17 protein-coding genes are annotated in these 24,320 nt (G+C 72.8%); 4 read left to right on the top strand and 13 right to left on the bottom strand.

Going from position 1 to position 24,320, the window contains the following annotated elements; translation table 11 throughout:
- Positions 1-18: 18 nt before the first annotated feature.
- The 5 genes from ACZ66Z_RS08790 to ACZ66Z_RS08810 all read right to left on the bottom strand — a co-directional run bounded on the left by ACZ66Z_RS08790 (position 19) and on the right by ACZ66Z_RS08810 (position 4,845).
- Positions 19-1,302, bottom strand: a complete 1,284-nt coding sequence (locus ACZ66Z_RS08790; protein ID WP_469933286.1) for a glutamate-5-semialdehyde dehydrogenase — start codon at positions 1,300-1,302, stop codon at positions 19-21.
- A gap of 118 nt (positions 1,303-1,420) precedes the next feature.
- Positions 1,421-1,912 carry a hypothetical protein gene (locus ACZ66Z_RS08795; RefSeq protein WP_469933287.1) on the bottom strand — a complete coding sequence of 164 codons (492 nt, stop codon included), beginning with the start codon at positions 1,910-1,912 and terminating at the stop codon, positions 1,421-1,423.
- Positions 1,913-2,062: 150 nt separating this feature from the next.
- Positions 2,063-3,166, bottom strand: a complete 1,104-nt coding sequence (gene proB / locus ACZ66Z_RS08800) for a glutamate 5-kinase (RefSeq protein WP_469933553.1) — start codon at positions 3,164-3,166, stop codon at positions 2,063-2,065.
- Between the two features lie 108 nt (positions 3,167-3,274).
- On the bottom strand, positions 3,275-3,781 hold the full coding sequence (locus tag ACZ66Z_RS08805) for a GtrA family protein (protein WP_469933288.1): 507 nt from the start codon (positions 3,779-3,781) through the stop codon (positions 3,275-3,277).
- Between the two features lie 68 nt (positions 3,782-3,849).
- Positions 3,850-4,845, bottom strand: a complete 996-nt coding sequence (locus ACZ66Z_RS08810; RefSeq protein WP_469933289.1) for a glycosyltransferase family 2 protein — start codon at positions 4,843-4,845, stop codon at positions 3,850-3,852.
- A gap of 260 nt (positions 4,846-5,105) precedes the next feature.
- On the opposite strand from ACZ66Z_RS08810, the gene ACZ66Z_RS08815 reads away from it, so the two are divergent.
- From ACZ66Z_RS08815 to ACZ66Z_RS08825, 3 genes are all read left to right on the top strand, one after another.
- The gene (locus ACZ66Z_RS08815; protein ID WP_469933290.1) at positions 5,106-6,773 is read left to right on the top strand and encodes a hypothetical protein; all 1,668 of its coding nucleotides are present in this window, start codon (positions 5,106-5,108) and stop codon (positions 6,771-6,773) included.
- A 93-nt stretch (positions 6,774-6,866) separates the two neighbouring features.
- Positions 6,867-9,737, top strand: a complete 2,871-nt coding sequence (locus ACZ66Z_RS08820) for a bifunctional glycosyltransferase/CDP-glycerol:glycerophosphate glycerophosphotransferase (protein ID WP_469933291.1) — start codon at positions 6,867-6,869, stop codon at positions 9,735-9,737.
- 56 nt (positions 9,738-9,793) lie between these two features.
- Positions 9,794-10,966, top strand: coding sequence for a glycosyltransferase (locus ACZ66Z_RS08825; RefSeq protein ID WP_469933292.1), 1,173 nt, complete (start codon positions 9,794-9,796; stop codon positions 10,964-10,966).
- Between the two features lie 108 nt (positions 10,967-11,074).
- Here ACZ66Z_RS08825 and galE read toward each other — a convergent pair whose 3' ends face one another.
- The 8 genes from galE to ACZ66Z_RS08865 form a co-directional block, all read right to left on the bottom strand.
- Positions 11,075-12,061 carry a UDP-glucose 4-epimerase GalE gene (galE, locus tag ACZ66Z_RS08830; RefSeq protein ID WP_469933293.1) on the bottom strand — a complete coding sequence of 329 codons (987 nt, stop codon included), beginning with the start codon at positions 12,059-12,061 and terminating at the stop codon, positions 11,075-11,077.
- Positions 12,058-13,704, bottom strand: coding sequence for a glycosyltransferase family 2 protein (locus ACZ66Z_RS08835; RefSeq protein WP_469933294.1), 1,647 nt, complete (start codon positions 13,702-13,704; stop codon positions 12,058-12,060). Before ACZ66Z_RS08835 ends, galE begins: the two co-directional genes overlap by 4 nt.
- Positions 13,705-13,824: 120 nt before the next feature.
- Positions 13,825-15,264: a GTPase ObgE gene (obgE, locus tag ACZ66Z_RS08840; protein ID WP_469933295.1), complete on the bottom strand. Its 1,440-nt coding sequence runs from the start codon at positions 15,262-15,264 to the stop codon at positions 13,825-13,827.
- Positions 15,265-15,372: 108 nt separating this feature from the next.
- A complete protein-coding gene (gene rpmA / locus ACZ66Z_RS08845) occupies positions 15,373-15,627 on the bottom strand; it encodes a 50S ribosomal protein L27 (RefSeq protein ID WP_010041940.1) in 255 nt (84 codons plus the stop codon).
- Positions 15,628-15,640: 13 nt separating this feature from the next.
- The gene (gene rplU, locus ACZ66Z_RS08850; RefSeq protein ID WP_015033583.1) at positions 15,641-15,961 is read right to left on the bottom strand and encodes a 50S ribosomal protein L21; all 321 of its coding nucleotides are present in this window, start codon (positions 15,959-15,961) and stop codon (positions 15,641-15,643) included.
- 248 nt (positions 15,962-16,209) lie between these two features.
- Positions 16,210-20,103 carry an Rne/Rng family ribonuclease gene (locus ACZ66Z_RS08855; protein ID WP_469933296.1) on the bottom strand — a complete coding sequence of 1,298 codons (3,894 nt, stop codon included), beginning with the start codon at positions 20,101-20,103 and terminating at the stop codon, positions 16,210-16,212.
- 233 nt (positions 20,104-20,336) lie between these two features.
- Positions 20,337-21,128 carry a TIGR03936 family radical SAM-associated protein gene (locus ACZ66Z_RS08860; RefSeq protein ID WP_356903854.1) on the bottom strand — a complete coding sequence of 264 codons (792 nt, stop codon included), beginning with the start codon at positions 21,126-21,128 and terminating at the stop codon, positions 20,337-20,339.
- Positions 21,129-21,383: 255 nt separating this feature from the next.
- Positions 21,384-22,019 (bottom strand): hypothetical protein, encoded by a 636-nt coding sequence (locus ACZ66Z_RS08865; RefSeq protein ID WP_469933297.1) that lies wholly within the window; start codon positions 22,017-22,019, stop codon positions 21,384-21,386.
- Between the two features lie 219 nt (positions 22,020-22,238).
- On the opposite strand from ACZ66Z_RS08865, the gene ACZ66Z_RS08870 reads away from it, so the two are divergent.
- Entirely contained in the window at positions 22,239-24,260 is a 2,022-nt protein-coding gene (locus ACZ66Z_RS08870; RefSeq protein ID WP_469933298.1) for a glycosyltransferase, read from the top strand.
- Positions 24,261-24,320 lie beyond the last annotated feature (60 nt).

The following is a 24,320-nucleotide window of genomic DNA, read 5'->3' on the forward strand; positions in this document are numbered from 1 at the left end:
CGTACCGACAAAGGGGTGTTACCGCACGTGGCCGTCACCGGTGACGATGTACTTGGTCGAGGTCAGCTCCGGAAGGCCCATGGGGCCCCGGGCGTGGAGCTTCTGGGTGGAGATGCCGATCTCGGCGCCGAAGCCGAACTGGCCGCCGTCCGTGAAGCGGGTGGAGGCGTTCACGGCGACCGTGGTGGAGTCGACCAGCTGGGTGAAGCGGCGGGCCGCGGCCTGCGAGGTGGTGACGATGGCCTCGGTGTGGCCGGAGGACCACATCCGGATGTGCTCGACGGCCTTGTCGAGGGAGTCGACGACGGCGGCGGCGATGTCGTACGAGAGGTACTCGGTCTCCCAGTCCTCGGGCGTGGCCGGGACGACGGTGGCCTTGGAGCCCTCGGCGAGGGCGAGGACCCGCTCGTCGGCGTGGACGGTGACGCCGGCCTCGGCGAGGGCGGCGAGGGCCTTGGGCACGAAGGCCTCGGCGACGTCCTGGTGGACGAGGAGGGTCTCGGCGGCGTTGCAGACGCTGACCCGGTGGGCCTTGGAGTTGAGCAGGATGTCGACGGCCATGTCGAGGTCGGTCCGGGCGTCGACGTAGACGTGGCAGTTTCCGGTGCCGGTCTCGATGACCGGGACGGTGGACTCCTCGACGACGGTCTTGATGAGGGAGGCGCCGCCGCGCGGGATGAGGACGTCGACGAGGCCGCGGGCGCGCATCAGCTCGCGGACCGACTCGCGGGACTCGCCGGGGACGAGCTGGATCGCGTCGGCGGGGAGCCCGGCGCCGCCGACGGCGTCGCGCAGGACGGTCACCAGGGCGTTGTTGGAGGCGTACGCGGAGGAGGAGCCGCGGAGCAGGACGGCGTTGCCGGACTTGAGGCAGAGGGCGGCGGCGTCGACGGTGACGTTGGGGCGGGCCTCGTAGATGATGCCGACGACGCCGAGCGGGACGCGGACCTGGCGGAGGTCGATGCCGTTGGGGAGGGTCGAGCCGCGGACGACCTCGCCGACGGGGTCGGGCAGCGCGGCGACGTCGCGGACGTCGGCGGCGATGGCCCGGACGCGCTCCGGGGTGAGGGTCAGGCGGTCGATGATGGCCTCGCTGGTCCCGGCTTCGCGGGCCTTGGCGATGTCCACGGCATTGGCTTCGACGATCTCGGCGGTGCGGACTTCGAGGGCGTCCGCGATCGCGAGGAGCGCGTCGTCCTTGGCCGCGCGCGGGAGTGGCGCGATTTCGGCGGCGGCGCCACGGGCCCGGTAGGCGGCCCGGGTGACCGGGGAGAGGTTGTCGAGGGGCGTGAGCGAGGTCATGTCCGCAGGGTACTGGCACCGCTGCGGACATCCCTCACGTATCGCGCCCGTATCCCGCACTCCGAGACGTACCCCCCTCGTGATGGCGCGTCTCCGCCCGTCTGCGGGGGTCCGCCCGTCAGTACGGGTGGACGCCGACCGGGGCGGCGGGAGGCGGGCCGTAGCCCTCCGCGATCCGCTGGTGGTAGGTCTCGCGGTCGATGACCTCGAGCCCCACGATCTCCCAGGGCGGCAGCTTGGCGGTCTGCCGGTGCTCGCCCCACAGGCGCAGGGCGACGGCCGCCGCGTCGTGCAGGTCGCGGGCCTCCTCCCAGTACCGGATCTCGGCGTGGTCGTTGGCGTAGCGGCTGGTCAGCAGGAAGGGGTGGTCGTGGGCCAGCTGTTCGAGCCCGCGTCGCACCTCCTTCAGCGGTGACTCCACGCCCGACACACTGAGGGTGATGTGCCAGAGCTTGGACACCGGCCGTTCCTCATGTGTCTCGGTGGTGGTCTCGGTCTTCCTGTCCGTGGACCTGTGCCGTGCCTCGTCGAAGTCGGCTCCGGCCTCGACACTGGTCAGGGCGCGTTCGGCAGTCCCGCGGGGCGGTGCCCCTGGGCGCGCTCGTCTCACCGGCGGCCTCCTGTGTGATGCGTGTGGTGCTGTACCCCGCCTTGTCGTACCCCCGAGACAAAGTTGACCAGTCCGAGGCGGTACGTGGGGCGGTTTTGGTGAACGTCCCTTCCGGATGGCCAGACTTTCAGCCGTTTCGGCGTCGGGCCGTCAGCGGATGACGACCAGGTCGTCGCGGTGGACGACCTCTCGCTCGTACTCGGGTCCGAGTTCCTTGGCGAGTTCGTGGGTGGAGCGGCCGAGCATCCGGGGCAGCTCCTTGGCGTCGAAGTTGACGAGGCCGCGGGCGACGGGCCGGCCGGAGGCGTCGCGGAGCTCGACGGGGTCGCCGGCCACGAAGTCGCCCTCGACGGCCGCGACACCGGCCGCGAGCAGGGACTTCTTGCCCTCGACGACGGCTCGTACGGCCCCGTCGTCGAGGCTGAGGGCGCCCTGCGGGGTGGAGGCGTGGGCGAGCCAGAGCAGCCGGTCGGCGGAGCGGCGGCCGGTGCGGTGGAAGTACGTGCCGGTGTCCCGTCCGGCGAGGGCGTCGGCGGCGCGGCTCGCGGAGGTGAGGACCACGGGGATGCCGGCGGCGGCGGCGATCCGGGCGGCCTCGACCTTGGTGACCATGCCACCGGTGCCGACGCCCGCCTTGCCGGCCGAGCCGATCTCGACGTGGGCGATGTCCGAGGGGCCGGTGACCTGCGCGATCCGCGAGGTGCCGGGCTTGGAGGGGTCTCCGTCGTACAGCCCGTCGACGTCGGAGAGCAGCACGAGCAGGTCGGCGCGGACGAGGTGGGCGACGAGGGCGGCGAGCCGGTCGTTGTCGCCGAAGCGGATCTCGTCCGTGGCGACGGTGTCGTTCTCGTTGACGACGGGCAGCGCGCCCATGGCGAGGAGCTGGTCCAGGGTCCGGTACGCGTTGCGGTAGTGGGCGCGCCGGCTGGTGTCGTCGGTGGTGAGGAGGACCTGGCCGACGCGGACGCCGTAGCGGGCGAAGGAGGCGGTGTAGCGGGCGACGAGGAGGCCCTGGCCGACGCTGGCGGCGGCCTGCTGGCGGGCGAGGTCCTTGGGGCGGCGGGTGAGGCCGAGCGGTGCGAGCCCCGCGGCGATGGCACCGGAGGAGACGAGGACGATCTCCTTCTCGCCGCCGCTGCGGACCTTGGCGAGGACGTCGACGAGGGCGTCGACGCGGTCGGCGTCGAGGCCCCCGGAGGCGGTGGTGAGGGAGGAGGAGCCGACCTTGACGACGATCCTGCGGGCCTCCGTCACGTACTGCCTCGCCACGTCCGTCTGTCCCGTCACCTGCGTCGCCACCTGCGTCGTCCTCACTCGGCTGTCCCACGCGCCGCACGCTCCCCGCCGCGGCTTCCAGGCAATCTACGCGAGCCGGGAGGGCTGCCGCTCGTCCGTTTCGCTCCCTGGACCGGAGGCGGCGGGCCGGCCGGTGCCGCGGGGCACCAGGATCCGCTGGGAGATCAGGTAGGTGAACGGGATCGCGACGACGGCCGCGACGAGTGGCGCGATCCTGTCGTCCATTCCGGCCCAGGTGACGAGGGCGTAGAGACCGACGCTCTGCACGAGGTAGTTGGTGACGTTGGTGAGCGGGAAGAGGGCGAACTTCTTCCATGTCGGCCGGGTGCGGTAGGTGAAGTAGGTGTTGAGGAAGAAGGAGCCGATCATGCTGAGGAGGAAGGCGAGGGAGTACGCGGCGAAGTACGGCATCCAGGGGTGCAGGAGCAGGTAACAGCCGAAGAAGGTCCCGGTGTTGACACCGCCGACCAGCGCGAAGCGGAAGATCTCCGCGAGCCGGGCGCGCCGCCCGCTCCCGGCACCCCCCGCGCCTCCCGTGCCCTCCGGGCCCCCCGACCCCTCCGGGTCGCTCATGCTCCCCGTGCCTCCCGTGCTCCCCGCGTCCCTCGCGGCCCCTGCGCCTCCCCCGTTCTCCGGGTGCATCAGTGCTCCCGCTCGGCGGTCACGACGCGGATCCGTTCGGCGGCGGCGCGCTCGGCGGCCGCGCGGCCGAAGGAGCGGTGCGTCTCCTTCACGAGGAAGTGCGGCCGGCGCTTGGTCTCGTAGTAGATGCGGCCGATGTACTCGCCGATCAGCCCCAGCATCACCATCTGCACGCCCCCGAGCCCCACGATGATGGCGACCAGGGTGACGTAGCCGGGGGCGGTGACGCCCTGCGTGATCGCGGCGGCGGTCACCCAGACGGCATAGAGGGCGGCGAGGCCGGTGAGCATCATGCCGAGCCAGAGGGCGATGCGCAGCGGACGGTTGTTGAAGGAGATCAGCCCGTCCATGCCGTAGTTGAGCAGGGAGCTGAACTTCCACTTCGTCTCGCCGCCCTCGCGCGCGGCGTTCCGGTAGTCGAAGGTGACGGTGTCGAAGCCGATCCAGGAGAAGAGGCCCTTGGAGAAGCGGTTGTACTCGGGCAGCGACAGCAGGGCGTCGACGGCGGGCCGGGAGAGCAGACGGAAGTCGCCGACGCCGTCCGTGAGTTCGACGTCCACCCAACGGTTCACGGCCCGGTAGTACACACGGCTGAGTGCCGTACGGACCTTCCTGTCGCCCTCGCGGGTGCGTCGCGCCATCACCTGGTCGTGACCCTGGTGGTAGAGGTCGAGCATGCGCCCGAGCAGCTCGGGCGGGTGCTGGAGGTCGGCGTCCATGATGACGACGGCGTCACCGGTGGATTTGCGCAGGCCGGCGAGCATGGCGGCCTCCTTGCCGAAGTTGCGGCTGAAGGAGGCGTACTGGGTGCGCTGCGGGTGGCGGGCGGCGATCTCGCGCAGTCTGCCGAGCGTTCCGTCGGAGCTTCCGTCGTCGACGTAGCAGATCTCGTATCCGACCGGGAGTGCGTCGAGCACTTGTCGCATCCGCGTGTCGAATCGCTCGATGACGTCCTCCTCGTTGAAGCAGGGGACGACGACGGAAAGCCTGGTCATGAAACGGTCACTCCAGAGGGATGGGCGAGAGTGCGTCCTGAAGGACTGGAAGGACCGCCACCGGACTCTCCTTCGAGCAGCGCGGCCACGGTACGGCGGGGCGGTGGCCGCCCGGCGTCGTCCGAGTGACCGCCCCTGGTCGGCATGTCGTCCATGGAGCAAAGCATGTGGGGAAGATATTGGTATACGTGGCGTTTTCGCCCGTTCGTCACTCGTAGGGGCGACACGCCACGGACCTCGGCCGGCTGGAGCGATGACCGTTGAGCAGGACCACCATCTCGGAGCACGGTGACGCGGGGATGCCGAACGACCGGCAGAACGGCGCCGACGGACAGCGTGCCGACGGACAGGACGGCGACGGACCGCAGACCGGCGACGAGCCACAGACCGGCGACGGGCCGCAGACCGGCGACGAGGAGCCGGACGGCGACCAGGAGCAGGAGACCGGCGGCGCCGAAGCGGCGGGAGACGCCGCCGCGCACCGGGAGGGCCTGCGGCGGGTGCTGCCCTGGATCGCACTCGTCGTCGCCGCCGGGGCCGGGGCGCTGCTCTCGGTCGGCGCCTTCCTGGGCGTCTACGTGCGTCCGACCTCGGACGACTGGTGCGCCCTCTGGAAGTCCCGCGACATGGGGGTCCTGGGGATCACCTCGGACTTCTACCGCACCCAGAACGGGCGCGTCACCAACGCCTTCCTCACCGGCCTCCTCTACTCCGACGGCATGCGGGGCCCGAAGCTGCTGCCCGCCTTCCTGGTCCTCGCGCTGGGCGCGGGACTGTTCCTCCTCGCCCGGGAGGTGCTGCGCGCCCTGCGCCTGCCGTTCCCGGTGGTGGCGACCGCGACGGCGGTCCTGGTGCTCGAAGCGCTGCTGTTCCTCGCGGGGACCCGCTCGTACCAGGTGCTGCTCTGGGCTCCGGCCACCCTGTCCCACACCCTCCCGACCGTCATCGGGGTCTGGGCGGCCCTCTCCGGGGTGTGGGCGGCCCGCAGCCACCGGTCCTGGGCCCGGTCGGTCGCCGTCGGCTCGGCGGTCCTGCTCGGCACGGCGGTCGGCACCCTCAGCGAGCCCTTCGTCGCCATGTCCGGGCTGATCGCGGCGACGGCCGGCGTGCTCTGCCTCCCCCGGCTGCGCCTCGTCCACGACCGCTTCGCGTCGACGTGGTGCGCCGCCTGGTGCCTGGGCCTCCTGGCCGGCTCGGTGCTGCTCTTCACCTCCCCCGGGGCCCGTTGGCGGCGGGCGCAGCAGCCGAAGCGGCCGCTGTCCCTGTCGGAGCTCGGGGCGACGTTCCAGGACTGGTCGCGCGTCTGGGAGACGATCGGCGGCCAGTGGGCGTACGCGGCCGCCCTCGCCGTCGGGGTGCTGCTCGGTCTGGCGGTCGCCCTCCCGGCCCGCCGCCCCTTCCACCGCGCCGTCCGCCCGGCGCGCGGCGCGGTGCTGGTGATCGCCGTCCTGCCGGTGCCCCTGATCGCGCTGGGGAGCCTGGTGGCCGCGTACGGCCTGCGCGGCGGTTACGGGGCGGGCGGGTGGACGTACGCGCGCACGTGGACCAGCTTCCTCGTGCCGTTCCTGGTCGCGCTCTGCGGTTACGGGGCCTGGCTCGGCCACCGGATCGGGCGGCGGCTCGGGGCCCGGGGCGCCCTCGCGGCGGCGGTGGCGGGAATCGCGGGGGTCGTCGCCGTGGCGGGTACGGCCGCCCTGGTGCCGCCGACGCGGACGCTGACCACGAAGACGGTGGAGCGCAGCCTGGCCTGGGACCGGCAGGACGCCCGGATCCGCGCGGAGGCGGCGGCCGGCCGCACGGCCGTGACGTACCGTCCGCTGCTCGTCGGCGGCCTCGCGGAGCCGTTCTTCACGCGTGCGTACGCGCGGGACTGGGCCGCGCAGTGCGCCGCCCGGTACTACGGGGTGGAACGACTGAACCGACCCTGACTCGCACACTCCTGCGAAGGGTGACAGGCCGTAACGGATGGTGAACGCCGGGTAGTTTGAGTTGCGGGTGCAGCCAAAGACAAATGAATCGAGGTGCACGTGCCTGACGTCTCCGTGGTCGTCATCGCCTACAACGACGCAGAGCGTCTGCCGACGGCCGTACGGTCGGTCCTGGAGCAGACCCTGCACGGCGTCGAAGTCGTGATCGTCGACGACTGCAGCAAGGACGACACCTTCGCGGTCGCCCAGGCGCTCGCCGCCGCACACCCGGACCGGGTCAGGGCCTTCCAGCTGCCGCGCAACAGCGGCGGCTGCGGAGCGCCGCGCAACCACGGCATCCAGCAGGCCACCGGCACGTACGTCATGTTCCTCGACAGCGACGACGTCCTGGAGCGCAACGCCTGCCGCAACATGCTCGGCGCCGCCGAGAGCACCGGCGCCGACCTCGTCTCCGGCCTGTGCGTCCGCGTCCACCTGGACAGCCGCAACCGGAAGACCACCGAGTGGTACCCCTGGCTCTACTCCCGGACGCGGACGATCGACTCCATCACCGAGCTGTCCGACCTCCTGGTCTTCGACACGCTGTCGACGAACAAGTGCTACCGGCGCGCCTTCCTGCTCGAACAGGGGCTGGAGTTCCCCGTCGGCATCCACTACGAGGACCTGCTCTTCTCGGCCCGGGCCTACGTCGCCGCGCGCCGCATCACCCTCATCCCGAACCGCGTCTACCACTGGAACGTGCAGGAGAGCGCCGCCGCCAAGTCGATCAGCAACCGGCGCCACGAGATCGCCAACTTCGTCCACCGCATGGAGATCCACCGCCGCGTGGACGCCCTCCTGGAGAGCAAGGGGTACGACGAGCTCAAGTTCCGCAAGGACATCAAGTTCCTCAAGCACGACCTCGTCCTCCACCTGCGCGACCTGCCGCTGCTCGGCGACGACTACCGGCGCGAGTTCGCCGCACTGGCCAACGGCTACCTCGCGGAGATCGACCCGCGGGCGTACGAGGAGGTGCAGCCCCTGCACGCCGTCTGCGCGTACCTCCTGAGCAAGGAGGACTGGGCCAACCTCCTCCCCGCCACCGACGCGCTCACCAACCCCGGCCGCCTCACCGTCCCGCTCGCCGAGCGGGACGGGCGCGTCTACTGGTGCGCCGAGCACCTGGACACCGAACGGGGCCGCCGGATCCTGGACGTCACCGCCGCCGGCTACGACACCCGCCCGCTGGCCTCGCTCGCCCTCGGCAACCGGCTGACCTCGTACACGGGCTCCGGCGGCGTCGTCGAACTCGCCGGGCACGTCGTCAACCCGCTGGGCCGGATCGGCCCCGACGCGGACATCGGCGCCGTCCTGGAGATCTCGGCCCGTCGCGGCGTCAGCGGCGGGACCGCGCGCATCCCGGTCGCCTCGGTCCGCCACGCCGGGGACCGGATCGAGTGGGAGGGCCGGGTGGACGTCGCCCGCGCGGTCCGTCCGCTCGGCATCATCGACGCGGTCTGGGACGTCCGGCTGGTCCTCACGGTCGACGGCCGGAAGCTCAGGACCCGGGTCTCCGTCGGCGGCACCCCCGTCGAGGAGGCGGGCCCCGTCCGCGTCCGCCCCCGGCTGACCCGGCTGGTCTCCGACCGCTTCGTCCCCGAGGTCACCAGGAAGGGCAACCTGTCGTACGTCCTCGGGGCCGAGAGCAGGGCGGCCGTGCGCACCTCGGCGATGATCGAGGGCGCCATGCACGGGCGCGCGGCCGGCCTGGCGAAGACCGGCCTGAGGCGGCTGCTCCACACGAAGCGCAACCTGAACTCGGGCGAGACCAAGCTCCGCCTCTACCACCGGCTCTACAGCAGGCTGCCGATCCGCAAGGGGCTCGTCGTCTTCGAGAGCCACCTCGGCAAGCAGTACAGCGACAGCCCCAAGGCGATCTACGAGGAGATGCGGCGCCAGGGCATCGCCTTCGAGGGCGTCTGGTCCTACGCCGGGGCCCGGCCGACCGGCTTCCCCGAGGACGCCGTCCTCGTCAAGCGCTGGAGCCGGCAGTACCTCCGGGCGCTGGCGCAGGCCGAGTTCTGGATCGACAACCAGGGGTTCCCGCTGCGCCTCGCCAAGCGCCCCGGCACCACCTACATCCAGACCTGGCACGGCACGGCGCTCAAGCGCATGGGCTTCGACGAGCCGCACACCAAGTCCCGCGGGTCCGCGTCACAGCAGACCTTCCAGAAGGCGCTGGACCGCTTCGACCACTTCCTGATCCGCGGCGAGCACGACCGGCGGACCCTCGCCAAGGCCTTCCGGCTCCGCGAGGAGGTGCTGCTGCCCGTCGGCTACCCACGCAACGACGAACTCGTCGCGGCGCACCGGCGGGAGGCCGAGACCGGCCGCCGGGAACGCGGTCCGCTCGCGGCCGAACTGGGCATCGACCCGCAGAGGACCGTGCTGCTGTACGCGCCGACCTTCCGCGCCACGCCCGGCGGCAAGGTGCGCCCCTTCCTGCTCCCCTTCGACGTCGAGGAGTTCGCCGAACGCTTCGGCGCCACCCACACGCTGCTGATCAGGACGCACTACCTGAACAGCGTGTCGCTCCCGCCGTCGGTCCGGGGCCGGGTCGTGGACGTCTCCCGCCGCCATGACGTCACCCCGCTCCTCGCCCTCGCGGACGGGCTGATCACCGACTACTCCTCCGTGATGTTCGACTACGGGCTCCTCGACCGCCCGATGGTCTTCCTCACCCCCGACTACGAGGAGTACGCCAGGGAGAACCGCGGCACCTACTTCGACCTGAAGGAGCGCGCCCCCGGGCCCGTCGTGGCCACGGAGGAGGAGTTCTTCGGGGTGATCGAGAACTTCGGGGACGAGGCCGACATCAAGTACGCGGCGGCCCGCCAGCGGTTCAACGCGGAGTTCAGCGAGTACGACCGGGGCGACGCGGCCCGGCGGATCGTGGCCAGGTTCTTCACCGGGGGCGGGAAGTGACCGAACTGCTTCGAAGGGAACGGGAAGTGGCCGAACTGCTTCGAGAAGGACGGGAAGTGACCGGTCGGAGCGCCGTCTCCGGTGGCCGTGACGTCTTCATCGTCTCCAACAGCGTGGCCGAGACGGGCGGAGTGACCACCTGGACGCACCAGATGGCCCGGGAGTTCACCGGCCGGGGCCACCGCGTCCACGTCATCGGCATCACCCCCGCCCCCGCGGGGCGGGAGCACGAGTTCCCCGAGCCCCTGCCGTACGCCACGACCACCCTGTACGACGCGCATCCGCCGCAGCTCCGGCCGCTGCGCGGCGTCAGGGGCAGGCTCAACGCCGTCGAGCGGCGGCGGCACGCGGCACGCGCCGCCGGCATGCGCGAGCGGGCCGACCGGATGACGGCGCTGTTCGCCGCCGCCCGGCCCGGTGCCGTCCTGATCGTGACCCAGGTGTGGGCGATGGAGTGGGTGTCCCTCGCGGACACCGCGGGGCTCCTGGTCATCGGCATGAGCCACGAGTCGTACGCCGCCAGCGCCGCCACCTCCCGGCTCTCCCGGGTGAAGCGGCACTACAAGGACGTCGACCGGCTGCTCATCCTCACCCCGGGCGACGCGGACCGCTGGATCCGGGCCGGAATGGACAACGTCGGCCACATGCCCAACCCCCTGCCCTTCATGCCCGAGGCCCCGGCGCCCCGCGACGAGAAGGTCGTCGTCTCCATCGGCCGGCTCTCGCACGAGAAGGGCATGGACATGCTGCTCGACAGCTGGGCCGAGATCGCTCCCCGCCACCCCTCCTGGAAGCTGCGGATCTACGGCACCGGGGACGAGGAGCAGTCGCTGCGCGCCCGGACGACCGAGCTCGGCCTCGACGGGTCCGTGGAGTGGCGGGGCCGTACCAACGACGTCCTCGGGGCGCTCTCCGGGGCCTCCGTCTTCGCGCAGGCCTCGCGTGCCGAGGGCTTTCCGATCACCCTGCTCGAAGCGATGGCCACGGGCCTGCCCTGTGCCGCGTTCGACTGCGCACCGGGAGTCCGGGAGATCATCCGGGACGGCGAGGACGGCCTGCTCGCCCGGCTGGGCAACACCGTCGAGCTCGGCGACCACATCAGCGCCCTCATCACCGACGAGGAGCTGCGGAACCGCATGGGCGACGCCGCCTTCGAGAACGTGAGGCGGTACGCCGCCGACGAGATCACCGACCGCTGGGAGGCGCTCTTCGCCTTCCTGGAGCGCTGAGGGGCACGGAAGGGGGAAGGGCCGGGGAGTCGCGCTCCCCGGCCCTTCCCTCCGCTGTTCCCGCGGTCTTCCCGCGGTTGATGCGGTGTTGCTGCGGTCTTCCCGCGGTCAGACCGCCGCGCCGCGGCGCGCGACCCAGCCGGCCCAGGCCGACTCGATCATGTCGCGCACGTCGTGCCGGGCCTTCCAGCCCAGCTCCGTCGCGATGCGGTCGGCGGCGGCGACGACCCGGGCGGGGTCGCCGGGACGGCGCGGGGTGACCAGGGGCTCGGCGGAGTGGCCGGTGACCTCGTTGATCAGCCGGACCATCTCGGTGACGGAGACGCCCTCGCCACGGCCGATGTTGACCGTCAGGTCACGCGGCTCGCCCGCCGCGGCCCACTCCGCGAGCTTCCGCGCGGCGACGAGGTGCGCGTCGGCCAGGTCCTCGACGTGGATGTAGTCACGGATGCAGGTGCCGTCGGGCGTGTCGTAGTCGTCGCCGAAGATCCGCGGGGCCTCCCCCGCGTCGAGGCGCTCGAAGACCATCGGGACCAGGTTGAAGACCCCCGTGTCGGCCAGCTCGGGGGCGGCCGCGCCGGCCACGTTGAAGTAGCGCAGGCAGGCCGTCGAGATGCCGTGCGCGGCGCCCGCGGCGCGCACCAGCCACTCGCCCGCCAGCTTGGTCTCGCCGTACGGGCTCATCGGCAGGCAGGGGGTCTCCTCGGTGACGAGGTCGACGTCCGGCATGCCGTAGACGGCGGCGGAGGAGGAGAAGAGGAAGTTGCGCACGCCGGCGGCGGCGACGGCCTCCAGGAGGACGGTGAGGCCGACGACGTTCTCGCGGTAGTAGTGCAGCGGCAGCTCGACGGACTCGCCGACCTGCTTCTTCGCGGCGAGGTGGACGACGCCCGTCACCCCGTGCTCGGCGATCGTCCGGTCGAGGACCTCGCGGTCGAGGGTGGAGCCGACCACCAGGGGCACGCCCCCGGGCACCCGCGCCTCGTACCCCGTGGACAGGTCGTCGAGGACGACGACCTTCTCGCCCGCCTGCGTCATGGCACGGACCACATGGGAGCCGATGTAGCCGGCACCACCGGTGATCAGGTAAGTCATGCCCCAAACCCCTTTCGCTGTGATCTACGGGCGAGCCTGTGGAGCCTGGCTCCGACCGCCTGGAGCCCGTCGCGGGCACCGGGTGCGAGCCGTACCGCCAGCGAGCCGTTCGCCGTCGTGTACTGCCGCACCAGCAGTACACCGTACCGGCTGCTCGGCACGACCGAGCGACGCTGCCGCTCCTCCGGAAGCCGGAGCGCCGTCGTGAACGAGCTGCCGTCCGCGCAGGTCACCGTGGCCCGCACGTCCCAGAGCTGCACGCCCCTGCGCCCCCGCCGCAGGCCCTCCCGGGCCAGGTCCGTGAGCCCGGCCGGGACGCGTCCCGACCAGCCGCCGGCCACGCCCGACAGCTCGGCGTGCTCGGTGCGGGCGGGCGTGTCGCCGCCCCGGGGAAGGAAGTCGACGCGGGCGGTACGGGGAAGGGCCTCGGCCAGCCGCCCGTACAGGTCCCGGACCGTGAACCGCAGTTCGCCGCCGGCCGCTCCGGGGCGCAGCTCGCCGTCGACGAGCAGCGGCAGCCCGGCGAGCGGCAGGTCGTCCATGCCGTCCAGCTCCACGGGAAGGTCCTCGGACCAGACGGCGGCGCCCCCGCTCCGGGCGAAGGGCGGGAGCAACCGGGCGGGGTCGGCGGCGAGCCGGGAGAGCCGCTCCAGGTCCCGGGGCTCCCCGGCGGCCAGCAGGAATCGGGCGGCCCAGCGGGCGGGCGGGGACGCGGCGGCGATCGCGCTCTCCCCGAAGGTCCCGACGTGCTCGCGGGCCGACGTCCACCACGCGCCGCGGTAGGCGGTGTCGCGCAGCCTCAACTCGCGGGCGTAGAGCCGCAGGTCGTGCTCCAGGAACTTGGTGCGGCAGGCGGTGGCCAGCTCCTTGCGGCCCGCCTCCTCGAAGGTCTCCACGGCCGTGCGGTGGGCGGCGATCCGGGCCTCCCAGTTGGCGATGCCGTCCCGGTCGAGGGAGATCGAGAGCCGCGCCGTGGCCCGGCGCACGTGCCAGATGTAGACGGTGTCGGGGACGACCGCGACGCGGGGCGCGGCGGCCAGGACGCGCGCGGTGAAGAGGAAGTCCTCGTAGACGCAGCGGCCTTCGGGGAAGCGGATGCCGTTCTCGGCGAGGAAGGCCCGGTCGTAGACCTTGTTGACGCAGAGCGTGTCGTGGACCAGCGGCAGGAGGTCCGCCGGCGTCTCCAGGAGGGCCGGCTCGCGGTAGAGCGCGGGCTGCCAGCGCACGTCGCGGCCCTCGGGCAGTTCGCGCCGCACGCAGGCGCCGACCGCGACGGGGGCGCCGTGCCGCTCGGCCGCCGCCACCAGGGTCTCGGCCGCGCCCTCGGGCAGGACGTCGTCGCTGTCGAGGAATATCACGACGGGGGCGGTGACGGCCCGGACGCCGTCGTTGCGGGGGGTGCCGCAACCGCCGCTGTTCTCCGTGCGGTGCACGACGCGCAACCGGGGGTGGACGGCGGCCAGTTCGTCCAGGACCCGGGCCGTGCCGTCGCTCGATCCGTCGTCGACGGCGACGACCTCCGCGACCACGGGACCCTGGTCGAGCACGGACCGGATCGCCTCGCCGACCAAGCCCTCGTCATTGTGTGCGATTACCACAACGCCGAGCTTTCCTGCCACCTGAGGGGAAGTGATACGACTCACATCCAGGATGGTACGGGACCCGCCCCACCCGAACGGCCCCTTCCGTCCCGGCGGCGGAAAGCACGGAAGGCGGGGCGGCACGTGCCGCCCCGCCTTCCGTCGTCCTCGGGAGCGGAGCTCCTAGAACGGGTCGAACTCGTCGTACTCGCGCTGCGCGTCGTCCCGCTCCGCCTCGCGGTCGCGGCGGCGCTGCGCGGCCGGACGCGGGGCCTCCAGACGGTGGTCCTCGCCGCGGCGGCCGAGCATCTCGGCGCCCGCCATCATGGTGGGCTCCCAGTCGAAGACGACCGCGTTGTCCTCGGCGCCGATCGCGACGCCGTCGCCCGCACGGGCACCGGCCTTCATCAGCGCGTCCTCGACGCCGAGGCGGTTGAGGCGGTCGGCCAGGTAGCCCACGGCCTCGTCGTTGTTGAAGTCGGTCTGGCGGACCCAGCGCTCCGGCTTCTCGCCGCGCACCCGGTAGACCTCTTCGTGCTCGTCGTACGTGACGGTGAAGCCCGCGTCGTCGACGGCCTTCGGACGGATGACGATCCGGGTCGCCTCCTCCTTCGGCTTGGCCGCGCGCGCCTCGGCGACGATGCCGGCGAGGGCGAAGGAGAGCTCCTTGAGACCCGTGCGGGCCACGGCGGAGATCTCGAAGACCTGGTAGCCGCGCTCCTCCAGGTCCGGGCGGATCATGTCCGCGAGGTCCTGGCCGTCCGGGATGTCGATCTTGTTGAGGACGACGATCCGGGGCCGGTCCTCCAGGCCGCCGTACTGCTTGAGCTCCTCCTCGATGACGTCGAGGTCGGTGACCGGGTCGCGCTCGGACTCCAGCGTCGCCGTGTCGAGGACGTGGACGAGGACCGAGCAGCGCTCCACGTGGCGGAGGAACTCCAGACCGAGGCCGCGGCCCTGGCTGGCACCCGGGATCAGACCCGGCACGTCGGCGATCGTGTAGACGGTCGAGCCCGCCGTGACCACGCCGAGGTTCGGGACCAGCGTGGTGAAGGGGTAGTCCGCGATCTTCGGCTTGGCGGCCGACAGGACGGAGATGAGCGAGGACTTGCCGGCGCTCGGGTAACCCACCAGGGCCACGTCGGCGACGGTCTTGAGCTCCAGGACGATGTCCCGCGCCTCGCCGGGCTCGCCGAGGAGCGCGAAGCCGGGGGCCTTGCGGCGGGCCGAGGCCAGCGCGGCGTTGCCGAGGCCGCCGCGGCCGCCCTGGCCCGCGATGAAGGTGGTGCCCTGGCCGACCAGGTCGGCGAGGACGTTGCCCTTCTTGTCGAGGACGACGGTGCCGTCGGGCACGGTCAGGACCAGGTCCTGGCCGTCCTTGCCGGAGCGGTTGTCACCGGCGCCGGGCTGGCCGTTGGTGGCCTTGCGGTGCGGGGAGTGGTGGTACTCGAGGAGAGTGGTGACGGACTGGTCGACGACCAGGATCACATCGCCGCCACGGCCGCCGTTGCCGCCGTCGGGGCCGCCGAGCGGCTTGAACTTCTCCCGGTGTACGGAGGCGCAGCCGTGGCCTCCGTTACCCGCGGCGACGTGCAGCTCGACGCGGTCCACGAAGGTGGTCATGGTTCTGTGCCTCCAGGAAATACGGGTGGAATGTCTGTCTATCAACACGCGAAAGGCGGACCCTCTTCCCTTCCGGGAAGTGAGGTCCGCCTCCGCAAAGAGTTCCGATCAGGCGACCGGAACGATGTTCACGACCTTGCGGCCACGGTGGGTGCCGAACTGCACCGAACCGGCCTGCAGGGCGAACAGCGTGTCGTCGCCGCCACGGCCGACGCCCGCGCCGGGGTGGAAGTGGGTGCCACGCTGGCGGACCAGGATCTCACCCGCGTTGACGACCTGACCGCCGAAGCGCTTCACGCCGAGCCGCTGGGCATTGGAGTCGCGCCCGTTCCGGGTGGACGATGCGCCCTTCTTGTGTGCCATGTCTCAGTCCCTCTTACTTCGCAGCCGCGGGGATACCGGTGACCTTGATCGCCGTGTACTGCTGACGGTGACCCTGGCGACGGCGGTAGCCGGTCTTGTTCTTGTAGCGCAGGATGTCGATCTTGGCGCCCTTGTGGTGGTCCACGACCTCGGCCGTGACCTTGATGCCGGCCAGGACCCACGGGTCGCTGGTCACGGCGTCGCCGTCGACAACGAGCAGGGTCGAGAGCTCGACCGTGTCGCCAACCTTGGCGGTGGAAATCTTGTCAACCTCAACGATGTCGCCGACAGCAACCTTGTGCTGGCGACCACCGCTGCGCACGATGGCGTACACGCGGATCTCTCTCTCACTCGGGATCGAAACCTCTGAAGCCAGCCGCTCACACGGGCCCGGGGGCCCGCGGCGTTCCGGAATCGGACGAGCGGCCTCTCCCGACGGGCGGGAGGGAGGTGCTCAGAGGCGCGGCGCATCGATAGACGCGCCGACGGTCTAGGTTACGGGCGGCTGCCTCAGAGGGTCAAATTCGCCCGTGCGGTGCGGGCCGCCTCCCCGCGGAGGAGGAGGCGGCCCGCACCGGCCGGTCAGTCCTGGGCCGGGGCGGCGGTCTTCTCCGCCGCCTTCTTGGCCGTGGCCTTCTTGGCGGTGGTCTTCTTCGCCGCCGTCTTCTTGGTCGCCGCCGTCTTCTTGGTGGCGGCCTTCTTGGCCGTGGCCTTCTTCGCGGTCTTGCGCGCGGCCGTCTTCTTGGCCGGCGCGGCCTCCGCCTCGGGCTCGGCCGGCGCCTCGGCGGCCTCGGCCGGGGCCGTGGTCACCACGACGACGGCCGCCTCCTCGGCGCCCGCGGGCGAACCGGCGGGAGCGGTGGCCTTGCGGACCACCCGGCGCCGGGCACGCGGCGGGGCGGCCACGGGGGCCTCCTCGACGACGGGCTCGACGACGGCCTCGGTCGCGGGCGCGGCCACCGGCTCCGGTGCCACGACGGGCTCCGGCTCCGGAGCGGGCTCCGCGGCCACGGGCTCGGCGACGATCTCGGCGGGCGCGTCCGTGGTCGAGACGACCGGGGACGTCACCCGGCGGGTGGCCCGGCGACGGCCGCGCGGAGCCGGGGCGGCGGCCTCCTCGGCCACCGGCTCGGACTCGGCGACGGGCCGCTCCTCGGCGGCCGGTGCGACCGGCTCGGCGACCGGTGCGACGGGCTCGGCGGCCGGCGTCGTGGCGGGCGCCGGCTCGAAGTCGACGGCCTCGGTCTCCACGACCGGCGCCGGCGTCGAGACGACCGGGGCGGACACCCGACGGGTGGCCCGACGGCGGCCGCGGCCGCGCGTGGCGGCGGCCTCCGCCTCGGCGGCGGAGCCGTACAGCTCCTCGTCCGGGGCGATCGGCACCGGCACGGCCACCGGGGCGGCCAGCTCCGCGGCGACCTCGGCCTCGGTCTCGACCTCGGTCTCCGCCGTCTCCGGCTCCACGGCCTCGGCGTGCTCGTGCTCGTGGACGTGCTCGGCGCCGCCGCGACCGCGCTTCTTCGAGCGCTTGCCGCCGCCACCGCCGCCGGCGGTGGCCGGCTGCTCCATGTGGACGATGACACCGCGGCCGTTGCAGTGGACGCAGGTCTCGGAGAAGGACTCCAGCAGGCCCTGGCCGACCCGCTTGCGGGTCATCTGGACCAGGCCGAGCGAGGTGACCTCGGCCACCTGGTGCTTGGTCCGGTCACGGCCCAGGCACTCCAGGAGGCGGCGCAGCACCAGGTCGCGGTTGGACTCCAGGACCATGTCGATGAAGTCGATGACGACGATGCCGCCCAGGTCGCGCAGGCGCAGCTGGCGCACGATCTCCTCGGCCGCTTCGAGGTTGTTCCTCGTCACGGTCTCCTCGAGGTTGCCGCCCTGGCCGGTGAACTTGCCGGTGTTGACGTCGACGACGATCATCGCCTCGGTCTTGTCGATCACCAGCGAGCCGCCGCTCGGCAGCCAGACCTTGCGGTCCAGCGCCTTCATCAGCTGCTCGTCGATCCGGTACGTCGCGAAGACGTCGACCTCGCTGGTCCACTTGGACAGGCGGTCGGCCAGGTCGGGCGCGACGTGCGAGACGTACCCGTGGATGGTCTCCCACGCGTCGTCGCCGCTCACGATGACCTTGGAGAAGTCCTCGTTGAAGATGTCGCGGACGACCCGGACGGTCATGTCCGGCTCGCCGTAGAGCAGGCTCGGCGCGGACGTCGAGATCTGGGCGGCCTTCTTCTGGATGTCGGCCCACTGCGCCTGCAGGCGCTCGACGTCGCGGCGCAGCTCGTCCTCGCTCGCGCCCTCGGCGGCGGTGCGCACGATGACGCCCGCGTCCTCGGGGACGATCTTCTTGAGGATGGTCTTCAGACGGGCGCGCTCGGTGTCCGGGAGCTTGCGGCTGATGCCGGTCATCGAGCCCTCGGGGACGTACACGAGGTAGCGGCCCGGGAGGGAGACCTGGCTGGTCAGACGTGCGCCCTTGTGACCGATCGGGTCCTTCGTGACCTGCACGAGGACCGACTGGCCGGACTTGAGGGCGGACTCGATGCGGCGCGGCCCGTTGGCCATGCCGAGCGCCTCGAAGTTGACCTCGCCGGCGTACAGGACGGCGTTGCGGCCCTTGCCGATGTCGACGAAGGCGGCCTCCATGGACGGCAGCACGTTCTGGACCTTGCCCAGGTAGACGTTGCCGACGTACGAGGTGGCCTGCTCCTTGTTGACGTAGTGCTCGACGAGCACGTTGTCTTCCAGGACGCCGATCTGGGTGCGCTCGCCGTTCTGGCGGACGACCATGACGCGCTCGACGGCCTCGCGACGGGCGAGGAACTCGGCCTCGGTGATGATCGGGACGCGGCGGCGGCCCTGCTCGCGGCCCTCGCGGCGACGCTGCTTCTTGGCCTCCAGGCGGGTCGAGCCCTTGATGGACTGGACCTCGTCCGCACCCGTGCCGGGTTCGGCCTTCTCGCGGGCCGGACGGGGCTCGCGGACCTTGACGACCGTACGGACGCCGTCCTCGTCGCCCGCCTCGACGTCGGCGGAGGCGTCCCCGCTGCGACGGCGGCGACGACGGCGGCGACGGGAGCTGCTGGAGCCGCCGGCGTAGGCCTCGGCGTCCTCCGACTCCTCCTCGCCCTCCTCGGGCTCCTCCGTCTCGTCCTCGGCGTGCGGCTCCTCGGCCTCCTCGGCCTCCTCGACCTCGGTGAGCTCGCCGCGGCGGCGGCGACGGCCGCCACGACGGCGACGGCGGGACGGACGGTCCTCGTACTCGTCCGTCTCCTCGGCGTCCTCGGTCTCCTCGACCTCGTCGGCGGCGGCCTCGACCTCGGGCTCGTCGGCGACGGTGGCCGGGACGGGCTCGACGGCGACGGGCTCGCCACGGCGGCGACGGCGACGGCGGGAGCCGGTCTCGGCGCGCTCGGCGGTCTCGGCGGTCTCGGCCTCGGCGGGCTCGACAGCCTCCACGACCTCGGTCGTCTCGACGGCCTCGTCCTCCTCCGGCTCCTCCACGTGGGCGGCGGCGGCCGCGGCGGCGGTCTCCGGGGTCTGGAACATGGGCTCGGTGAAGACCGGGGCCTGGAAGACGGCGACGGCGGGGCGCGCGGCGCGGCGCGTCTCGCGGGTCGGGGCCGGCTCGGAGGTGAACTGCGGCGAGGTGGCGCGGCGGCGGCCGCGGCCACGGGTGGCGGCGGTCTCGGCGGCGGCGACCTCGGCCTCGTCGGCGGCGATCTGCTCGACGGTGGACTGGGGCAGCGACTCGCCGGTGACGGCCGGCTCGGCGGCCGGAGCGGCGGTCGGCTCGGGCGAGGTGACCTTGCGGGTGGCGCGACGGCGGGTACGGGCCGGCGGCGCGGCCTCCTCCACGGTCTCGGCGACCGGAGCGGCGACGGCCTCGGCGGCCGGCGCGACGGCGGGCGCCGCGGTCTCCTCGGCGGCGGCCGGGGGGCCGGCCGGGGCGGTGGCCTTGCGGGTGGCGCGACGGCGGGTACGGGCCGGCGGCGCGGCCTCCTCCACGGCCTCGGCGACCGGAGCGGCGACGGGCTCGGCGGCCGGCTCGGCGGCAGGGGCCGCGGTCTCCTCGGCGGCGGCCGGGGAGGTCACCGGCGAGGTGGCCTTGCGGGTGGCGCGGCGGCGCGGGCGGGCCGGGGCGGCCTCGGAGGCCTCCTCGACGGCCTCGGCCGCGGGGGTCTCCACGACCGGCTCGGCGACCGGCTCGGCCGCGGTCTCCACGGAGGGCGCGGTGGCCTTGCGGGTGGCCCGGCGGCGGGTGCGCGGCGCGGGGGCGGCCTCGGCCTCGGCGGGGGCGGCCTCCACGGCGGGGGTCTCGACGGCCGGGGCCTCGGCGGTCACCGTGGTCTCGGCGGCGTCGGTGGTCGCGCCCGTCACCGGCGGACCGGCGGGGCGGGAAGCGGCGCGGCGCCTGCGGCGCGGCGGCAGCTTGTCACCGGGGGCGTTGGTGTCTTCGTTGGACTCGAGCATGCGGGGTTCTCCCGTCACGCTCCCGGGCGCCGCGTCTGGTTCCGGTCCGGCGGCACGATCGCGCCTGTGGCGCGGTGCCGCCGTCCGGGGCGCGGGCGCCGCACGGGAGCTCTGTGTCTGGCTCGCCGGTTCCGTACGCCCTGTGCGGACGGCCTGGCGAAAGTCTCCTGGTCAGTGCGCTGCCCGGCCCAGGTGGCTCCCGAGTGCCAGGGCGGCGCTACGACGACCGCTCCCTACGCGGTACCGGCACCCGGCGCCGTCGCCGGGGCGGTCGCGGCGGCCGTGGGTGAAGCGGCCGTGACTGCCTCGCGGTCGGGCGCGAGCGGGTCGGTCACCGTGCCGGACTCCTCGTCGAAGAGCCCCTGCGCCAGCCTGGTCACCGCAGCGGGGACCGGCGGCGCCAGGTCGGCCACAGCTCGGAGACCGGACAGGACGTCGTCGGGTCGCACGGCAGGTGTCACGTGCCGAACAACCAGGCGCAGTATCGCACAGGCGCTGTCCAGCGGCCTATCACCCTGGGGATCGCCCTGGTGACGGGCTGCCGTCAGCTCGGTGACGGCGGAACGGGCGTCGAAGGTGCGGACTCCGTTCTTGGTCTTGCGCTGTACTTCCACCGTCTCGGCCGCGAGAAACGCCTCGACGGCCTTCTCCGCGTCCTCGACGGCGACGCCCTCCAGGCGCAGCTCCCACACGGAGGCGGTGAGCCGGTCGGCGAGGCCCGAGGTCCGGGCCTCGACGGCGTCGGTGATGTCGAGGCCGGCCGGGAGGGACTCGTCGAGCAGGGCCCGCAGGGTCTCCGGGTCGCGCGCCTCGGTGAGCGCGATCTCCAGGTACTCGGCCTCGGAGCCCGTGCCCGTCGGGGCGGCGTTGGCGTACGACACCTTGGGGTGCGGGGTGAAGCCCGCCGAGTACGCCATGGGCACCTCGGCACGGCGCAGCGCACGCTCGAAAGCGCGCTGGAAGTCACGGTGGCTGGTGAACCGGAGGCGGCCGCGCTTGGTGTAGCGCAGTCGGATGCGCTGCACCGCCGGTGCGGGCGGCGGGCCTTCGGGCTGTCGCTTGCCCAGTGGTTCTTCTCCTCGGTGCGGGGCGGGCGCGGGTGGCGCTCCGCCCGGAAGCTCGGGGGACGTCCCCTGGGCGGCCCGCCCGGACCACCCCCGCGTCCTGCGGGGAGATCTCGGGGCGGGCGCCGCGCCGGGGACGTTCGTCGTACTGCCCAGAGTACGCGCCCGGGCCGCCTCAGGTTCCCGGGAGGAGGACCGGGGACCCGTGCGGGCCGGTCAGCGGGGGCCGCCGAAGAGGGCGGTCCGTACGTCCCGGGCGGCGGTGCGGACCGCCCGGCCGACGGCGGCGGCGGGCTCCCACACCCAGGTGCGCAGCCAGTGGCCGACGGGCGTGAGGATCACCCGGTACGCCCAGGCGAGGGGGCGGCCGATCGCGTTCCACAGCACCCAGCGGAGCGCCCGGCCGAGGACCGACGAGACCTGCCCGGCGATCCGCCAGGCCCGGGCGAGGGCCGCGCCGACGGCGCGGAGGACGGGACCGAGCAGGTACCTCCAGAGCCAGGTGAGGGGGGTGACGAGGATCAGGTCGACCACCCACCACAGGGCCTTGCCGACCGGGACGAGGACCCCTTCCCAGAGCCGGAGCAGGGGGACGACCACGAGGTGGTGGAGCAGCCACCCGAGGGCTCGGCCGATCGGGGCGAGGACCCACTTCCACAACCAGAGGAGGGGAACGACGAGGAGGTGGTGGAGCAGCCACCCGAGGGCTCGGCCGATCGGGGCGAGGATCCAGCGCCAGAGCTGCCGGAGGCAGTAGGCGAGGGCGTCCCAGACCAGCCGGACGGGCAGGACGACGACGAGGGCGACGGCGCGCGCCACTCCCGTGAGGCAGCCCGGATTTTCCGTGTTCATGCCCAGGACGACGTCGCAGGTCCGGGAAGGGTTTCCCCCTCGCCCCGCCGAGACCAAGGCGTTACGCGGCGGACACCGGCTCCGGGCCCCGCCGGAGCGGACGGACCCACCCCGCTTCCGGGAGGCGGACCCGTAACCTAAGGTGCGTCACCTCCGTGCTCGACGCACGTCCCGCACACCCCTTCCGGGGCCCAATCTCCGCAGACAACGAGGCTCGGCGTGAAAATATCCTTCATCCTGGTAGACCGCTGTCACATCGGCGGCGTGGTGAGCGCGATCCACAACCTGGCCGGTGCGCTCGCGGACCACCACGAGGTCGAGCTGGTCGCCCTCCGCCGCAACCGCGACCAGGCGTTCTTCCCGCTCGACCCCCGGGTGAAGACCCTCGCCCTCTCGGACTACCGGAAGCACTCCCACACGTACGACGGCGACGACCCGCAGATCGAGGTCTTCCCGCACATCTACCCGAACGAGCCCACGGACAAGAAGCCGTGGATCAGCCGCCTGGCCGAGAAGCGGCTGATGGAGTACCTGGCCACGACCGACGCCGACGTCGTGGTCAGCAACAACCCCAAGATCACCATCATGCTGGCCCACGCGGACCGCGACTTCCTCAAGGTCGCCATGGAGCACTCCCGGCCCGCGCGGTACGGCGCGCACATCCGGGACGCCCTCTTCCGGGACGCGTACCCGAAGATGGACGCGATCACCGCGCCGACGCCGGACGAGTGCCGGACCATCGCCGGGGTCGTCCCCACCGTGAGCCACCTGCTCTCCCCGATGCCCAACTGCATCCCGGCCCACGAGGGCCAGATGTCCACCGGCGACAACAAGGTCGTCGTCACCGCCGGCGTGCTCAAGTCCCACAAGGGCTTCGCCGACCTCATCGAGGCCTTCTCCACCGTGGCCCCGCGCCACCCGGACTGGAGCCTGCGGATCTACGGCGCCGGCCCCGAGCGCGGCAACCTGCGCAAGAAGATCAACGACACGGACAGCAACAACCAGATCTTCCTGATGGGCCCGGCCACCCCGGTCACCCCGGAGTTCGCCAAGGCGTCCCTGTTCGTCCTCCCCTCCCACCTGGAGGCCTTCGGCAACGTCACCGTCGAGGCGATGGCGGCCGGTCTTCCGGCGATCTGCTACGACGCCCCGCACGGCCCGCGCAACATCATCAAGCAGGGCGAGGACGGGTACGTCGTGCCGCTCGGCGACAAGGAGGCGCTCGCCGAGCACATCGAGAAGCTGATCTCGGACGAGGACCTGCGCCGGAAGATGGCGGCCGCCGCGGTGGCCAACGTGGTCCGCTTCCAGGGCGCCGAGACCGTCGCCCGCTTCGAGCGGCTCGTGGAGACCATGCGGGCCCGTCGGGCCGTCCCCCGCACGGCCACCGCCGTGGTCGCCCCGCAGGGCGACGTCCGGGTGCGGGTCGAGGGGCTGCCCGCCGGCTCCGACGCCCGGCTGGTCTGCCGGGACGTCCGCAAGAAGGCCGACGAGGTCGTCCTCCCCTTCGTCGACGGCGAGGCGCTGGTCCCCGCGCTCGGCACGCTCGTCGAGGGCGACTGGGAGCTGGTGATCCGCGCCGCCGACTGCGAGATGCCGCTGCGGTCGGCCGGCTGCGACACCCTCCAGATCCTGTCGCTGAAGCTGCCCCGCACCGAGGGCCCCGCCCTCTCGCTGCTGCTGCCGCACGCCCACACGGACGGCACCCTGCGGGTGCAGAGCCGGGTCCGCGCCCAGCACGTGGAGGTCGCGGGGCTGCAGGTCGGCGCCACCTCGATCGTCATCGACGCCGCCGCCTGGGGCGCCGAGCCGGTCACCGGCAGCGTCGTGGAGGCCGTCCACCGCAAGGACGCCGACAAGAACTTCACCTTCCCGGTGAAGACGGGCGCCGACGGGCGCTTCACGGCCGCCCTGGACAACGCCGCCGCGGCCCGCCTGCACCAGCCGGGCACCGAGGACGTCTGGGACCTGTGGCTGCTGCCGGACAAGGCCTCCGCCCGGATCCGCATCTGCAAGCTGGCCAACGACGTGCTCACCCCGATGGACGTCTTCACCTACCCGTACCCGGTGGTGAAGCAGTCCGGCGCCCCGGCCCAGGCCGCGGAGCAGCCCAAGGCCAGGAACGGCTGGCGGGGCCGTCTGTCCTCCGTGCCCGCCGCCGTCGCCCCGGTCCGGCACGAGCTGCGCCCGTACTTCTCCAGCAACGGGCAGCTGTCGCTGAAGATCATCGACAAGAAGTAACCACGCGTACGGAGGAGCCCCGGTCCGCAGTGCGGACCGGGGCTCCTTCGCACGGGGCCG

The sequence above is a fragment of the Streptomyces sp. NPDC107498 genome (assembly GCF_055582805.1).

Bases quoted from the DNA above. Each gene is read 5' to 3' on its own strand.
- ACZ66Z_RS08805 (WP_469933288.1), bottom strand. From the start codon at position 3,781: ATGAGCGACCCGGAGGGGTCGGGGGGCCCGGAGGGCACGGGAGGCGCG.
- obgE (WP_469933295.1), bottom strand. From the start codon at position 15,264: ATGACCACCTTCGTGGACCGCGTCGAGCTGCACGTCGCCGCGGGTAAC.
- rpmA (WP_010041940.1), bottom strand. From the start codon at position 15,627: ATGGCACACAAGAAGGGCGCATCGTCCACCCGGAACGGGCGCGACTCC.
- ACZ66Z_RS08810 (WP_469933289.1), bottom strand. From the start codon at position 4,845: ATGACCAGGCTTTCCGTCGTCGTCCCCTGCTTCAACGAGGAGGACGTC.
- ACZ66Z_RS08855 (WP_469933296.1), bottom strand. From the start codon at position 20,103: ATGCTCGAGTCCAACGAAGACACCAACGCCCCCGGTGACAAGCTGCCG.
- ACZ66Z_RS08865 (WP_469933297.1), bottom strand. From the start codon at position 22,019: ATGAACACGGAAAATCCGGGCTGCCTCACGGGAGTGGCGCGCGCCGTC.
- ACZ66Z_RS08790 (WP_469933286.1), bottom strand. From the start codon at position 1,302: ATGACCTCGCTCACGCCCCTCGACAACCTCTCCCCGGTCACCCGGGCC.
- galE (WP_469933293.1), bottom strand. From the start codon at position 12,061: ATGACTTACCTGATCACCGGTGGTGCCGGCTACATCGGCTCCCATGTG.